17 protein-coding genes and 1 tRNA gene are annotated in these 14,712 nt (G+C 60.5%); 5 read left to right on the top strand and 13 right to left on the bottom strand.

The genetic code is table 11. The annotated features are described in order from the left end of the window. From NBH21_RS23800 to NBH21_RS23780, 5 genes are all read right to left on the bottom strand, one after another. Positions 1–526: alcohol dehydrogenase catalytic domain-containing protein (locus NBH21_RS23800; RefSeq protein WP_252759588.1), on the bottom strand; the 526-nt coding region annotated here is incomplete at its 3' end. Positions 527–650: 124 nt separating this feature from the next. Further along, positions 651–1,268 carry a GNAT family N-acetyltransferase gene (locus NBH21_RS23795; protein WP_250916282.1) on the bottom strand — a complete coding sequence of 206 codons (618 nt, stop codon included), beginning with the start codon at positions 1,266–1,268 and terminating at the stop codon, positions 651–653. A 70-nt stretch (positions 1,269–1,338) separates the two neighbouring features. Then, positions 1,339–2,595 (bottom strand): hypothetical protein, encoded by a 1,257-nt coding sequence (locus NBH21_RS23790; protein WP_252759587.1) that lies wholly within the window; start codon positions 2,593–2,595, stop codon positions 1,339–1,341. Positions 2,596–2,720: 125 nt separating this feature from the next. Next, entirely contained in the window at positions 2,721–3,440 is a 720-nt protein-coding gene (locus tag NBH21_RS23785; RefSeq protein ID WP_250916284.1) for a hypothetical protein, read from the bottom strand. Between the two features lie 99 nt (positions 3,441–3,539). Beyond that, positions 3,540–4,472: a DMT family transporter gene (locus NBH21_RS23780; protein ID WP_250916285.1), complete on the bottom strand. Its 933-nt coding sequence runs from the start codon at positions 4,470–4,472 to the stop codon at positions 3,540–3,542. Positions 4,473–4,715: 243 nt separating this feature from the next. Here NBH21_RS23780 and NBH21_RS23775 point away from each other — a divergent pair, with 243 nt between their 5' ends. Then, positions 4,716–5,129, top strand: a complete 414-nt coding sequence (locus tag NBH21_RS23775) for a helix-turn-helix domain-containing protein (protein WP_250916286.1) — start codon at positions 4,716–4,718, stop codon at positions 5,127–5,129. Between the two features lie 105 nt (positions 5,130–5,234). On the opposite strand, the gene lipB is transcribed toward NBH21_RS23775, so the two are convergent. Continuing rightward, positions 5,235–5,984 (bottom strand): lipoyl(octanoyl) transferase LipB, encoded by a 750-nt coding sequence (gene lipB / locus NBH21_RS23770; RefSeq protein ID WP_425340472.1) that lies wholly within the window; start codon positions 5,982–5,984, stop codon positions 5,235–5,237. Positions 5,985–6,148: 164 nt separating this feature from the next. Between lipB and NBH21_RS23765 the strand changes: the two genes are divergently transcribed. Beyond that, positions 6,149–6,233: transfer RNA gene (locus tag NBH21_RS23765), tRNA-Leu, on the top strand. A gap of 92 nt (positions 6,234–6,325) precedes the next feature. On the opposite strand, the gene NBH21_RS23760 is transcribed toward NBH21_RS23765, so the two are convergent. Next, positions 6,326–6,823 (bottom strand): BON domain-containing protein, encoded by a 498-nt coding sequence (locus NBH21_RS23760; protein WP_250916287.1) that lies wholly within the window; start codon positions 6,821–6,823, stop codon positions 6,326–6,328. 75 nt (positions 6,824–6,898) lie between these two features. Beyond that, on the bottom strand, positions 6,899–7,393 hold the full coding sequence (locus tag NBH21_RS23755; protein ID WP_250916288.1) for a peptide deformylase: 495 nt from the start codon (positions 7,391–7,393) through the stop codon (positions 6,899–6,901). Positions 7,394–7,627: 234 nt separating this feature from the next. On the opposite strand from NBH21_RS23755, the gene mgtE reads away from it, so the two are divergent. Continuing rightward, positions 7,628–9,043 carry a magnesium transporter gene (gene mgtE / locus NBH21_RS23750; RefSeq protein WP_250916289.1) on the top strand — a complete coding sequence of 472 codons (1,416 nt, stop codon included), beginning with the start codon at positions 7,628–7,630 and terminating at the stop codon, positions 9,041–9,043. 66 nt (positions 9,044–9,109) lie between these two features. Then, positions 9,110–9,496 carry a MerR family transcriptional regulator gene (locus NBH21_RS23745; protein ID WP_250916290.1) on the top strand — a complete coding sequence of 129 codons (387 nt, stop codon included), beginning with the start codon at positions 9,110–9,112 and terminating at the stop codon, positions 9,494–9,496. A 48-nt stretch (positions 9,497–9,544) separates the two neighbouring features. On the opposite strand, the gene NBH21_RS23740 is transcribed toward NBH21_RS23745, so the two are convergent. Genes NBH21_RS23740 through NBH21_RS23725 form a run of 4 tightly spaced genes read right to left on the bottom strand, consistent with a single transcriptional unit; the run spans position 9,545 to position 12,076 of the window. Further along, complete coding sequence (locus tag NBH21_RS23740; RefSeq protein ID WP_250916291.1) at positions 9,545–10,021, bottom strand: methyltransferase family protein; 477 nt, start codon at positions 10,019–10,021, stop codon at positions 9,545–9,547. A 12-nt stretch (positions 10,022–10,033) separates the two neighbouring features. Further along, the gene (locus tag NBH21_RS23735; RefSeq protein ID WP_250916292.1) at positions 10,034–11,071 is read right to left on the bottom strand and encodes an acetyltransferase domain-containing protein; all 1,038 of its coding nucleotides are present in this window, start codon (positions 11,069–11,071) and stop codon (positions 10,034–10,036) included. Between the two features lie 25 nt (positions 11,072–11,096). Continuing rightward, entirely contained in the window at positions 11,097–11,789 is a 693-nt protein-coding gene (locus NBH21_RS23730) for a DUF599 domain-containing protein (protein ID WP_250916293.1), read from the bottom strand. After that, entirely contained in the window at positions 11,786–12,076 is a 291-nt protein-coding gene (locus tag NBH21_RS23725; RefSeq protein WP_250916294.1) for a hypothetical protein, read from the bottom strand. The genes NBH21_RS23730 and NBH21_RS23725 overlap by 4 nt, the downstream gene beginning before the upstream one ends. 356 nt (positions 12,077–12,432) lie before the next feature. Here NBH21_RS23725 and NBH21_RS23720 point away from each other — a divergent pair, with 356 nt between their 5' ends. Beyond that, positions 12,433–13,833: an L-serine ammonia-lyase gene (locus tag NBH21_RS23720; protein WP_250916295.1), complete on the top strand. Its 1,401-nt coding sequence runs from the start codon at positions 12,433–12,435 to the stop codon at positions 13,831–13,833. A gap of 54 nt (positions 13,834–13,887) precedes the next feature. On the opposite strand, the gene NBH21_RS23715 is transcribed toward NBH21_RS23720, so the two are convergent. Continuing rightward, on the bottom strand, positions 13,888–14,631 hold the full coding sequence (locus NBH21_RS23715) for an SDR family oxidoreductase (protein WP_250916296.1): 744 nt from the start codon (positions 14,629–14,631) through the stop codon (positions 13,888–13,890). Positions 14,632–14,712 lie beyond the last annotated feature (81 nt).

The raw sequence follows: 14,712 nt of genomic DNA, 5'->3' as shown, positions 1-14,712 counted from the left end.
CGATGCCGGTGGTGACGCCGCAGCCGATGTAGCAGATCTTGTCGAAGGGCGCGTCGGGATTGACCTTGGCGACCGCGATTTCCGGCAACACGGTGAAGTTCGAAAACGTCGAGCAGCCCATGTAGTGGTGGATCTTGTCCTTGCCGATGGAAAAGCGCGAAGTGCCGTCGGGCATCAGGCCCTGACCCTGGGTGGCGCGGATCGAGGTGCACAGATTGGTCTTGCGCGAGGTACAGGAATAGCATTCGCGGCATTCCGGCGTGTAGAGCGGGATGACGTGATCGCCCTTCTTCACCGAAGTGACGCCCGGTCCGACATCGACGACGATGCCCGCACCTTCATGGCCGAGGATCGCCGGGAACAGGCCTTCCGGATCGGCGCCCGACAGCGTGAAATCGTCGGTATGGCAGATCCCCGTCGCCTTCACCTCGATCAAAACCTCGCCAGCACGAGGACCTTCGAGCTGTACGGTCATGACCTCCAGCGGCTTTCCTGCCTGTATGGCGACTGCGGCGCGAACGTCCATGGCGCTTTCTCCCTTTGTTCGGAATGGTGGTGGTATGTTGCATGCGCAGTAGACCGCCTCAAGAGGCGGCGCTGGTTTTCCTGCGTCTGTCAAAAGTCAATTGACGGCATCTATCGTCAGGCGGTCACGGCGCCTCGATCAGAGGCACATGAGCGGCCGCATCCTTGCGCATCAGCCCCGTAAGGCGAGGGTCTTCGCTGACCTCGACGAAGAAGGCATAAGGCACGAAGCCCGAGCGCTGGTAGAAGGAGATGGCGCCCGGATGGTCGAAGTGGCAGGTATGGACCCAGAACCGGCCGATCGGTTTCGACCAGGCATTGGCGATGGCCGCATTCATCATCAGCCTGCCGGCCCCGTTGCCGATAGCCTCGGCGACGAGGCCGAAGAATACCAGTTCGCACTCGCCGTCCTTGCGGAAATCGAGCTCCAGCAGGCCCACCCTTTTCTCGCCGTCGAGCATCACGAAAATCTCGATCTGAGGATTTTCGAGGATAGCCTTCAGTTCGTCGTCCGGCATGACCAGCCGTGACGTCCACATCCATTCCTCGCCGATGCGTCGGAAAAGGTCCCGGTAGGCGTCGAGATCCGGGGCGCTCCAGCGTTCAAGACGAAGCGAGCCGGCCGGAGGATCGGCCTTGGCCGGCGGACGCGCCCGCATTTCGAGGCAGGTGACGACGTTGGCGAGCATTCCGGGCGGCACCGGCGAATAGCCGGAAGGAAGGGGGGCGTTGATTTCATCCATGCCATCCTTGGACCGTCCGAATGGCGTCCTGTCAAGTCGTCAATCCTGCTTGCGCATTCACGCTCCCGTGTCACCCGAACAGGCGTCCGCAGGCGTAGACGACGGCATAGACATGGATGGACAGCGCGGCATAGAGGCCGAAACCCGTCATCAGCTGTTCGGCTGGGGACATTTCTGCAAGCTCGTGGCGCGGCTTCACTTTTCCCGTTCGGATCAGGCTCAGGAGGCAGAAGATCGAAAGTGCGGCAAGCAGGGCAAGCGGCGACAGGCCGATGCGCCAACCGGTCCAGAGAATGACGCCGGTCACGCTGAAGGACGCCAGCGTCAGCGCTTTCGTCGTGCGGAATATCTGGCGCAGAATCTGCCCGCCGTCGAATCGGTACATCGGCAGAAGGTTGAGCAGGTTGAAGGCTCCGAGGATCAGCAGGAAGACCAGAATGGGGCCGCCTTCCAAACCGGACTGATGAGCGGCGATCAGGATCGGCACGAGGAAGGCCGAGACGCCGGCTCCCATCAGCGCACAGGTCGCGACTTCGAAGCGACTGTCATAGGGTCTGCCGCCAATCGCTATCCCGCCTAGCAGCGGCACGAAGATCATCCGGGCACTCTCATGGCCAAAGGCGCGGTAAGCGACCATGTGGCCAAGCTCGTGAAAGACGATGACAAGCGTCAGGAAGACGGAAATCATCAGGCCGTTCGAATTCATGCCGAAGAAGGGCCAGAGCAGGAGTGTGGAGATCACGGCAAGCGCCGTCTGCACCAGCGGATGCTCGAAGCGTTCGTGGGCGACGGGCTTGCGGCCCTCGATATAATCCTCCAGCGCCCGCACTTCACGGCGAAGCGAGACGTAACGGTAGAGATAGCCCGCCAGCCCGCGATAGCTGTCCGTCTGTTCTATGACGATCGCCGAACCCACCTCGGCCGGCGCGATGCGGCGTACCTCGCGGTAGCCGGACCAGAATTCCGCATCCAGCGCACTGTCGGCGACGATGCGCAGTTCGCAGGAGAACTCGCCCTGTGCGGTCACGCCCGTGCGGTCGATGGCGATGATCCGGGTCATGGAACGGCCCTGCCGGTCGGGCTGGCGATAGGAAAGCTCCAGCCGGTCGGGCATGCCTTCGACGGGACGGCTGGAAACGATGGCGGGATGCCAGTCGGCAAGACCGGCACCCGGCCGGGCCATGTCCCAGACCTCCTCGGCGCGCTTGTTCAGGAGACGGCGAACCCTGATCGTTCGGCTGCCGAGCGGAGCCGCCAACAACAGCCACAAGAGGCCGATATTGATGCCGAGCAACACGAAAGCCGTCTGGAATTCCGTCACATGCATCTCCCGGCGACAAGCGCTTTTTGTATCTTTCCAAGCGCAGCAGCCTAGGTGGCAGACATTAGAATTGACTTGAACGATTCGCTAAAATTCAAACGAATCCTTAAGCTTCTTCGAGGGCTCACCCGTCAGGCCACCTTTTCCGTATCGAGGAAGAAGGCGTCGGGAACCTTGAGCCAGCGGCTCGAAAGATCCTCGCTCTTTGCACGCGCCGAGGGGAGGCTGCCTTGACTTGCGGCGGCGAGGAGTTCGCTCCAACCGCTGTGGCTGGAGGTTCCCGATATCGCAGCGTTGACGGCAAACAATGCCGCGCGCTCGCGATCGGCAAGCCGAAGGAAGCCGCGATCGAAGGCGGTTCGCAAGATGCGGTCGAGATAAGCGAGGTCGTAGGCGGTGATGCCATCCGACTTGGGACGTTCGGCGGAAAACGCGCCGACGTCTTCGGCGAGGGCGATCCTCACCTGATCGATAGCGAAGGCCCTGAGCGACGGCGGCACATGGGGGGAGACGTCGATCACATGCAGCACGACCGCCAGTTCGAGCGGCGTCTCGATCACGCCATTGGTGGAGAGCACGCTCTTCATCCACTCGACATTGATCTCGTCAAGGCTTCCTTGCGGATAGCAGTGCTCGACGATGAAGGCCGTCAGCGATTCGATGAAGAAGTCGTTCCACCCGTCGCACTTCTCGGGACATGTGCTGTTGAGCGCGAGCAATGTCACGACATCGTCGGCGCTGCAGATTCCCAAAGGAAACGAATATTTGCGTAATAATAAAATGTCTTCGGCTGTCAGCCTGTTCTTCCCGGCGATCACACTTGCCGGAAAAGAGAGACGAAATTCGCTCATCTTTTCTTCCCTGTTTCATCATGAAACCGGGATCGCTTCTAGCAATCGGATATTTCCAATGTCCCAACAAGGGCGGTTAGCCGTCACTTACCGAAACCGTTAAATTTGCTGGCTTTCCTGCGCCCGCCTGTGCTCACGCCAGAGAATGAACAATCCGGAGCCGACGATGATGGCAATTCCGAACCATTTCGAGACAGTCGGGAAATCTCCGAAAAGCCAATACCCCAAAATAGTCGCAGCAATAATCTCGAAGTACTGGAATGGGGCAAGCACCGAGAGCGGTGCCATGCGGAAGGCGTGCACGACCAGCAGGTGTATGTAGCCGGATATCGTGCCCAGCAGGACAAGCAGCAGCAGCCCGAGCCAGGACTGCGGCAGCGAGATATGGAAATCCGCCTGTCCCATCTGATTGCCACCGAGAAGGGCCACCGCCATCAGGGCGGTGCCGCCAAGGCCGGCCATGGTCTGCATGGTCATCGGCGAATCGGCACTTCCGACAGCACGGTTGAGGAACATGTAGAGGGCAAAGAGAAAGGCGCAGGCGACCGGCAGCAGCGCCTTCAGGCCGAAGATCTCGTAGCTGGGCTGGATGACGATCATCGCGCCGCCGAACCCAACGATGATGGCAAGCCAGCGACGCCAGCCGACTTTCTCGCCAAGAAACAGCGCCGACAACGCCGTCAGAATGAAGGGTTCGACGAAGTAGATCGCGAAGACGTCGGCCAGCGGCATGTATTTGACCGCGATGAAGAACATCAGGCTTGCAGAACCATGCAGGACGCCGCGCAACAGGTTGAGCCACGGCCGCTTTGCCGAAAGCGCCGACCATCCGCTCAGGGCAAAAAGCACGGGCAGGGTGCAGGCAAGCTGGAAGAAGAATCGATAGAACGTAACCTGTCCGGGGGACATGCCCTCATAGGTCGCCATGTACTTGGCGATCGCATCCATCGAGGGCAGGATGAGCATGCATGTCGCCATCAGCGCCATGCCTTGTACGGGGTTATCGACGGGCGCGGATTTGGACTTAGGCATCACGGGGCTTTCGGGAAAGCCACCATCAAGCATAGCGGCTGATCGAGATCAAGTTGCCGGCGTGCAGCGATGGCATAAATGGCGACTTGTCGCCAGCCGATGGCGGCAACAGGGTGGCAAAACCTCTATATCATCCATATCCTGAAGATCACCATATAAGCTAGGGCGTATGATAAGCCGGAAAATCGCGCCGGGGTGGGAGAGACACAAAGGCCCGCTACGGACGAAGGGAGACGTTACACCATGGACATCCTGATGCCCCGCGATCGGATGAACCTTTTTCCCGATGCAAGTGACGATACGCTTGGCGGTCGGCTTTCCGCGGCCCGTGATACGGCGGGAATCAGTCCGGATGCTCTCGCGGACCAGCTGGGCGTTCCCTGCGAAACCCTGCTTGAGTGGGAAGCGGACCGTTCCGAGCCGCTGCCGACCCGCCTGCTCAACCTTGCGGGCATTCTCGGTGTGTCACCGATGTGGCTGATGACCGGTGTCGGCCTGGGACCGGATGACCATGACAGAAAGCTTCCACTGGAGGCCATGCGCCTCCAGCTTGCCCATCTCGACCAGCTTCATCAGGAATGCGGGCGCCTGATCAAGTCGCTTGCGCGCCAGATCGAGCGCTATGAGGAAGACGAAGAGGACCTCGTCTCGCGTTGAGGCAATAGCAATTCCAGCAAAAGCGCGAAGCGGTTTTGCGTCCGGAATTGCGTCCATTCAAAGCGATAGAACGTTGAAGGCAATTCCGTTTTCGCCGGAAATGCTTCAGGCGGCAATGTTCTGGCTGCCGTCGCGCACGGTCTCCCCGAAGACCTCCTCGAATGATTCTCTCAACCGGATATCGACATCCGGCATCATCACCGGCAGGCCGAGGTCGACGAGGCTCGTTACCCCGTATTGGGTGATTCCGCACGGCACGATCCCTGAGAAATGCCCGAGGTCCGGATCGACATTGATCGACAGTCCGTGAAAGCTCACCCAGCGGCGCAGGCGGATGCCGAGTGCGGCCACCTTGTCTTCCGCCATGCTGCCGTCGGGCAGGAGTGGTTTTTCGGGGCGGCGTACCCACACACCGACCCGGTCCTCGCGGCGCTCGCCCCGCACGTTCATCTTTTCCAGCGTACGGATGACCACTTCTTCCAGGGCCGCGACATAGGCGCGGACGTCCTGCCGCCGGCGCTTCAGGTCCAGCATGACATAGGCAACCCGCTGACCGGGGCCATGATAGGTGTATTCACCGCCGCGCCCGGTGGCGAAAACCGGGAATCGGTCGGGATCGATCAGGTCGGACACATCGGCGCTGGTGCCGGCCGTATAAAGCGGCGGATGCTCCAGCAGCCAAACGAGTTCGTCGGCCTCGCCGTCGGCAATGGCAGCGACCTGCCTCTCCATCTCCGCCACCGCGACATCATAGGGCACAAGGCCTTCGGAAATGCGCCACCGCACCGGCGGCGATCCTTCCTGAGGGTGCATTTCGGTGGAGATCTCGGTGCGCTGCATGGGAAAAACCTTCATTTTTCCTCTACTTGGCAACAAATGCGCTGCGTTTCAAGGGTGTCGGGGTAAGGGCTATCAACAGGGGGCGAGAGAAAATTCAAAAAACTGTCACGACGCTCTTGTGCACCCAAAATGCTTTTGCTACATGCACCTCCGTCGACGCAAGTCGGCCCTACCACGATGCGGTCGTGGCGGAATTGGTAGACGCGCAGCGTTGAGGTCGCTGTGGGGCAACCCGTGGAAGTTCGAGTCTTCTCGACCGCACCAAGAACCCGGCTTCGGCCGGGTTTTTTGTTTCTAATGAACAAGATAGCCGGTACGCCGAAAGGCCGGCCGGCTTTTCATTTTTGAGGTATCGGCTAGTCCGTATCGCGCGGAATATGGCTGTCGCTGCCAATGGTCTCGATACGGTTGCGGACCCTCTCGACACCTCTTACGCCCAGCACCTTCATTTCCAGAAGCCGCCGCTCGTCCGCCGTATCGACGCTGCCGCCAAGCGTCACCACGCGGCCTTCCACGCGAATATCGATGGCATCGGAATTTACGCCCGGAATATCCTCGATCAATGCGGCAATGTCCGATTCGAGCTGGTCTTCATCTTCCGTGCGCCGCTCGTCCCCGGTTTCCGGATAGGCCGGAGGATCGCCGGCATCCTCTTCGGACCGGGTGATTCGAACCCCTTGATCGCGTTCCCGGTCGAAATCGCCGCCGGCTTCCCCATAGGCGGCATTGCCGACCGGTTTGCGGCTGGCGCCGGACTCGTCGTCATAGGGCCAACCGTCTTCCAGATCGCGTTGCTCGAAATCGCGATAATCTTCCTCGCGGGACAATTCGTCCTTGCGCTTGCCGTTTTCCATGAAATTCTTCCCTTGATCGCCCAACTTCACCTCAAACGCGCAAACCGGCTTTCGGTTCGACCTTTGGGGCGAGAATCAGGGCTGGTTTCTCTCCCATTTCTTCACCAGGCGCTCGCGCTTCAGCCGGGAGAGGCGCTGAAGCCAGAACATGCCATCGAGCTGGTCGATTTCATGCTGCATGCAGATGGCCGGAAAACCTTCCAGCCTCACCTTGTGTCGGACACCTTCGAGGTCGTCATATTGCAGTTCGATGGCCTTCGGGCGCAAGACCGTCTCTATGGCGCCCGGCATCGAGACACTGCCTTCCTCGTGCTCCATGGTTTCAGGAGAGGACCAGAGTATCTCCGGATTGGCATAATCGCAGCGCCCGCCGAGCTGCGGCAGATCGAGCACCACGAGGCGAAGCACCTCCCCAATGTGTGCGGCAGTGATACCGACGCCGGGAGCCGCCTTCATCGTGTCGTAGAGGTCGTCGGCCAGTTGTTTCAGGGTCCCGTCGAAGACCGTGACCGGCAGGCAGGGTGTCTTCAGCCGCGGGTCGGGAAAACGAACGATCGGACGAATGCTCATACTCTGTATTTCCTTGCTGAAAGGGCAGGGCGCTGCCCTTTTCCCGGGTTGCCACAGCTTCCGGTCGATGACTGCTGGACGTCTTGCTGGAGATAGGTTAGCAGGAAGCGTTCGCATTTGCACAGTTCACCGGCGGGGAGCCTATGCAATTGTTGACAAAGCGTTTTTTGACGCCATTCTCCTTGTCGGCCGGAAAGCCGCATGAAGCGAGCAGAACAGGACGGGGGCGCTAAAATGACGGAGACCGGCGAAGAAACCCGCAGCCGTTCCGCTCCGGAAGAAGCGGCCGACATCTATGCGGAAGACGGTTCGATCCGTTCCGATTTTCTTGCAATGGTCGGGGCCGCGATTGCCGACCGTGATCTTCTGTTTCTGCGCCAGCATGTTGCGCGCCTGCACGAATCCGAACTCGGCGACCTGATCGAGGCGATCCAGCCGGACCAGCGTATCGCGATGGTGCGCCTGCTCGGCGACGACTTCGACCTGACCGCGCTGACTGAGGTGGACGAAGGCATTCGCCTGCAGATCGTCGAACACCTGCCCAACGCCCAGATCGCCGCGGCGATCGGCGATCTTGATTCGGACGATGCGGTCTACATTCTCGAAGACCTCGACCACGAGGATCGGGAAGAGATCCTTGCCCAGCTGCCGTTTACCGAGCGGGTCCGCCTGCGGCGGGCTCTCGACTATCCGGAGAGCTCCGCAGGTCGACGCATGCAGACGGAGTTCGTGGCCGTTCCGCCGTTCTGGACGGTCGGCCAGACGATCGACTACATGCGCGACGAGGAGGACCTGCCGGAAAGCTTCACTCAGATCTTCGTCATCGACCCGACCTTCAAGCTGCTCGGCACAGTCGACCTCGACCGGATCCTGCGGACCAAGCGGCAGGTGAAGATCGAAACGATCATGCGCGAGACCACGCATTCGATTCCCGCCGAAATGGACCAGGAAGAGGCGGCCCAGCTTTTCGAACAATATGACCTTCTCTCCGCTGCCGTCGTCGACGAGAACGAGCGGCTGGTCGGTATCCTGACCATCGACGACGTGGTCGACGTCATTCAGGAAGAAGCGGAAGAAGACCTGATGCGCCTCGGCGGCGTCGGTGACGAAGAGCTGTCGGACAGCGTCGTGGAAACGTCCCGCTCGCGGGTGCCGTGGCTTGCCGTCAATCTCTTCACCGCTTTTGTCTCGGCCTCCGTCATCTCGCTCTTCGAGGCGACCATCGAGCAGGTGGTGGCGCTCGCGATCCTGATGCCGATCGTCGCCGGCATGGGGGGCAATGCGGGCTCTCAGACGATGACCGTGACGGTGAGGGCGCTTGCGACCCGCAACCTCGATATCCACAATGCCTGGCGCGTGGCACGCCGCGAGGCCGGCGTCGGCCTCATCAACGGCGTGCTGTTCGGCTGTCTCGTTGGCGTCATCGCGGCGTTCTGGTTTCACGACGCCTCGATCGGCGGCCTGATCACCACGGCCATGCTGATCAACATGTTCGCCGCCGCGATGGCCGGAATCACCATCCCGGTGCTCCTGCATCGCACAGGGGCCGACCCCGCGGTTTCCTCGGCGGTCTTCGTTACCGCCATCACCGATACGACCGGCTTTTTCTCTTTCCTCGGCCTCGCCACATGGTGGTTCATGTCGAATTGAAACGACAAAATTGACTTGTACGTAAAAGTCAATATTATACCGTTTCCCTAATGAAATGGTACGGTTGTGAAGAAGTATTACAGTATAACGGAATTGACACGTGAATTCGGCGTTTCGACCCGGACACTTCGCTTCTATGAGGACGAAGGTCTGATTCAGCCCGAAAGGCGTGGCCGTACGCGTCTTTACCGCGCAGCCGACCGTAGATTGCTGCAGGAAATCCTGCGCGGTCGCAGGATTGGTTTCACCATAGCCGAAATCCGTGAAGTTATCCACGTCTACAAGGAGCCGCCGGGCGAGATCGGTCAGTTGAAGCTGATGATGAAGCGCATCGACGAAAAGCGCGAGGATCTGCGCCAGAAGCGGCGTGACATCGATGAGACGCTGGCGGAGCTGGACAATGCCGAGGAAGCCTGTCTGACACGCCTCGTGGAGATCGGCGTCGGAACCTGACGGAAAAGGCTGCGCGACCCGCGCAGCCCCGGGTTTCGGGTCGGCTTCTCAGATCCAGCGCCGCGTATGCTGGCAATAGTGCTCGAAATCGGCGCCGAAGCGCGCGAGCAGATGCATTTCCTCACAACGGATCGCCACCATGGTGGTGAGCGCTGCCGCCGTCAGGCCCGCAATGAAGAACCACGCATTGCCGGTCAGCAGGCCGAAGGCCAACGTCAGCAGCGTGTAGCCGAGGTAGATCGGATTGCGCGTGAAGCGGAAGGGACCTGTCGTCACCAGTCGCTGGGCGCAGCGGTTGGGCAGGACGGCGGTGTGGCAATCCAGCAGGGTTTTCACCGCCCAGATATCGAGCGCAATTGCGACAGCCACCAGCAAGCCGCCGATAGCGACGAAGAAATGGCCGTCGGCGCGCGCCGGGGGCAGTATCCCGACATAGCGATCAGCGAAGAAGGCCATGGCTATGGCCAGAACATAAACGACCGGCGGCCAGGGATACCGCAGCGGTTTCAACCTATAGGCATTCATGATCAGATCCTGTCATTGACTGATGACTGAGCATTCACGCGCGAGCTTCAATATCCGCTCATCCTTGTCCGGCAAGATTGCGCCGGACTGGAGCGGTGCCAGCAGTAACTGTTCCTGCAAACGGTCCAGGGTGCAGGAGCAGAAACGGGTGCACAGTCCCGCTTCGCTTCCCTCTGCCTGGCATGCCGTCTGACAGCTCATCAGGTACGACTGAATAGGATCAGGTTCTTGTGGCGGCGCAATGATCGACATCAAATAGACGATGGCAATCAGCACCGGTTGATGGATGAGGTATACGATCAGGCTGTGCCGGCCACCCCAGCGCAGCCAGCGGGGGCCTTCGGGAAGGCGTGCAAGCGCGTTCAGCCAGCCTCGGCCCTGAGCGATACGTGCTACCGCAATCCCCAGCAGCAGTGCACCGCTCCAGGGGAGCATCGGCACATAGTCGTTCGAACGCGGCAGATGCTCCGAGAGCCCGAGGAACAGCAGCCACGGCGCATCGAAGACGTCCGACTGATAATAGTTCGGCAGGGCGATGATGCCGCCCGCCACTGCTACGGTCAGAAGCGGCGGCGCCCTCAGGAACAGGAGTCCCAGCAGGCTTGCGGCCGCGATGCTGTGCAGGATGCCGAAGAAGATCAACCCGTCCGGCATGGCGATGGCGGTTGCGACCGTAATCGCCAGTGCCGCCGCAACGATGATGCCGAGGCGCTTCAGGAAGGATTTCAGCCGCAGTTCGGGATACTGCGCCAGCACGAGGCTGAAGCCGGCGAGAAACAGGAAGCTGGAGGCGATGCAGCGCGCATAGATCTTCAGCGGTCCATGCGTCGAGGTCCCCGGATCCAGATAGCCGAAGAATTCGAGGTCCCAGCTGAAGTGATAGGTCGCCATGGCGATCAGCGCCAGCCCGCGGGCAGCGTCGAGCGCGCCGATACGGGGATGCGCCGAGGCTTCTTCTCTGCGCTCGGAGGAGGGCTGCACGGTCAATCCCTTTGTTGGTGGCCCATGGTTGGGGAGGACGCCCGGCGCGAACGGCAGGAGCGTCCGCATGGCAGAGACGCCAAAGGCGGCCTTTTCATGGCACGGGTGCCTGAAGAAGTGCAAGCCGCGCCTCGGAGAAGAATTGCCTGCGGATAAGCACGACAAAGACAACCGTGGAGGTTGCCATGAAGAGATAGGGGCTGGCGAACCAGCCGAGATAGCCGATCGACATAAAAAGCGCTCTCAGGCCTGCATTGAAATGGCTTGCAGCGATAATGTTCATGCGGATGGCGAGTTCGGCCGCTTTCTCCGCAGCCGCCGGATCCCGACGCGCCTCCTCCGTCATCGGAAGCCCGCCGAACAGAATGGTGCAGTAGTTGAACAGCCGGTACGACCAGCCGAACTTGAAGAAGGAATAGCCGAAGATCGCGGTGAGGACGAAGACCTTGATCTCGAAGGTCGTGCGACCGCCCGGAAGGACGAAGGGCAAATCCTTCAGCACCGAATCCACCTTGTCCGTCTGACCGAGGAGGGCAAAACAGCCGCCGATCGCGAGGATGGAGGTCGAGGCGAAGAAGGCCGTTCCGTTCTGCAGTCCGGCGAGGATCTGCGTGTCGATCATCTTCAGGTCGCGTTTCAGCGAATTCATGATCCAGGCGCGGCGGCGTTCCGCCATGACCTGCGTCAGGCTGCTGCGCGAAAGGATGCGCGCCTGACCTGTGATCCAGGAATAGCCGACCCAAAGGCCGGCGAAGAGGATAAGGGCGCAATAATCGGCAAGGGTCATCCCAAGGCTCCGGTCGATTCCACGAAATGTTTTAAGCCCACTGGACAAAATTCCACAAGGCCGGCGCCACATGGCAGGGCTTTTGACAAAAATATGACGGCCAGTTCATTGACGTGATTCAGTGAACGAAGCGCCAAGTCCTTGATATTTCGAAAAACCATGCGACTTGCGCATGGCTGGAGCACGAAAAGCGCCTTTGTTTTGCCTTTTTTGCAGTTGCGAAACCCTGCAAACTTTAATAGATCGACATCAAGAAGGCGGTCGGGGGACGGCTTTCTGCCAACCATGGATGACAATCGGAGCCTATATGGAAGACAGTATCCAGAAATCGTGCTGGAGTGTCACATTTCGTGCATTGATGGGATTTGCGGGCATTCTCTGCCTTGCTTATCTTTTTGGCAGCTTCTGAACCGGACAACATCCGGTTTTCATTCACAGCGCGGGTCTAAAAGCCCGCGCTGTTTTTATTTGCGGCAAGCACGCTCATGTCGCGACGGTGAAAGCCGATGTCGGTTCGCCGACGCATTCGCAATCGATGATATCCTAGCCTTGAATCACTATATGTCGGTTGATCCTCTACCTCGTCGCGGTCACAAGGGCTCGGCGGGCATGCTTCAGGATCCGGTGCGCAGGTCGAAATCTCATGTTTCTTTCGGTATTCGATGTTTTCAAGATCGGCGTCGGGCCGTCGAGCTCCCACACAATGGGGCCGATGACGGCTGCGAACCGGTTCCTCGACCTCATTCTGTCCGATAGCTGGCCACGGCCGCACGGCGCGCATGTGGCGGCGCTGAAGGTGAGCCTGCACGGTTCGCTCGCCTATACCGGCATCGGTCACGGAACGGGCAGGGCTGTTATCATCGGCCTCACCGGCGAAGCGCCGGACAGCATCGATCCCGACCATATGGATGCGATCATCGAAGAGGTCGAAAAGACCGGCAAGGTGCAGCCGCCGGGTCATCCGGCCTATACCTTCCAGCCCAAGGACGATCTTGTCTTCGACAAAAAGACCCCGCTGCCGGGCCATGCCAACGGTATGCGCTTCTCAGCTCTCGACCGCGACGGCCGCGTGCTTCTGACCACGGTCTATTATTCGATCGGCGGCGGTTTCGTCGTGACCGATACAGAGCTTGCGGCCATGCAGGCGGCAAAAAAGAGCAGTGGCGGCCGTAAGGTGCCCTATCCCTTTTCCTCCGCCAAAGAGATGCTCGACATGTCCGCCAATTCCGGCCTGACGATTGCCCAGATGAAACGCGCCAACGAGGAAACCGTCATGGAGCGCGCAAGCCTTGATGCCGGTCTCGACCGGATCTGGGACGCAATGAGCGGCTGCATCGATCGCGGGCTGAAGCAGGAGGGCAAGCTGCCGGGCGGACTCAACGTGCGCCGGCGGGCAAGGTCCATTCATGACAAGCTGCAGGAAGAATGGCGCAGCAACCGGCTCAACCCCTTGCTCGCCAACGACTGGCTGTCGGTCTATGCCATGGCAGTGAACGAGGAGAATGCTGCCGGTGGGCGCGTCGTCACCGCGCCGACCAATGGCGCGGCCGGCGTCATTCCCGCGACGATCCGTTATTATCTGCATTTCCATCCCGATGCCGATCAGGAGGGTGTCCGCGATTACCTGCTGACCGCCGCTGCCGTCGGCGGCATCATCAAGCACAATGCCTCGATCTCCGGCGCTGAGGTCGGCTGTCAGGGCGAGGTGGGTTCCGCCTCGGCCATGGCGGCGGCCGGCCTTGCCGCAGTCATGGGCGGCAGCCCGGAGCAGATCGAGAACGCGGCGGAAATCGCGCTGGAACACCATCTCGGCATGACGTGCGACCCGGTCGCCGGCCTCGTGCAGGTGCCCTGTATCGAGCGCAATGCGCTCGGGGCTGTCAAGGCTGTCACCGCCGCTTCGCTGGCGCTCAAGGGCGACGGGCAGCATTTCGTGCCGCTCGACGCCGCCATCGAGACCATGCGCCAGACCGGCAACGACATGAACGAGAAGTACAAGGAAACCTCTCTCGGCGGCCTCGCCGTCAACGTCGTCGAATGTTGATGGCGCCCGCAGGGGCGCCAGCCGAAGCCTGAAAGGGCAGGGTTGCCGGGCCGATCAGGCTACATTCGCCAGCGCCACAGCATCCGCTCCTGCCGGATAACGCAGCCTGTCCGAAGTGTCGTTGGCGGCCGTCCAGATCGCCTCGGCTACGTCGCTTTCCCTCGTCGTCAGCGCCGGGTTGGCGAAGCCGGCAAAGATCGGTCCGGCGAATTCGGCATAGGATTCCGGGATCAGGTCCATGACAGGAATGTCGGTGTTTGCCGCAAACCGCGTCGTCGGCGCATAGCCGGGTTCCACCAGCTTGGCGCGGATATCGAAAGCGGCCAGTTCATGCGCGAGCGATCCGGTGAAGCCCTCGATCGCCTGCTTGCTTGCGGTATAGGCCGCGGCCAACGGCATTGCCGCAAGGGTCACGCTCGAGGTAACGTTGACGATCACGCCGGACCGGCGCTCGCGCATCTGCGGAATGACGGCCTGCGTCATTGCCATGACGCCGAAGGTATTGGTCTCGAAGACCTTGCGGACATGCGCCATCGGCGTGGCCTCGAAAGCGCCGACGACACCGATCCCGGCATTGTTCACCAGCACATCGATCGGCCCCGCCTTTTCCACGGCGGCCGCGATGCTCTCGGGATCGGTCACGTCCAGCGGCAACATGCGGATGCGTTCCGACGCCGGCAGCAGGCCGTCGCGCGGGTTCCGCATGGTGGCGATGACGCTCCAGCCCTTTTCATGGAAGTAACGGGCGGTCTCCAATCCGTAGCCGGATGAGCAGCCGGTGATCAGTACGGTCTTCATGATGGTCTCCTATGTTCGCTGTTGACGAGACCGTTTTAGTCGACATAATCGGGACTATCTTCGATCGATAGTCCGTATTTC

The organism is Ciceribacter sichuanensis, from assembly GCF_024055605.1.
GTDB classification, from domain to species: domain Bacteria; phylum Pseudomonadota; class Alphaproteobacteria; order Rhizobiales; family Rhizobiaceae; genus Allorhizobium; species Allorhizobium sichuanense.
This window is presented reverse-complemented; position numbering and strand designations above follow the sequence as displayed.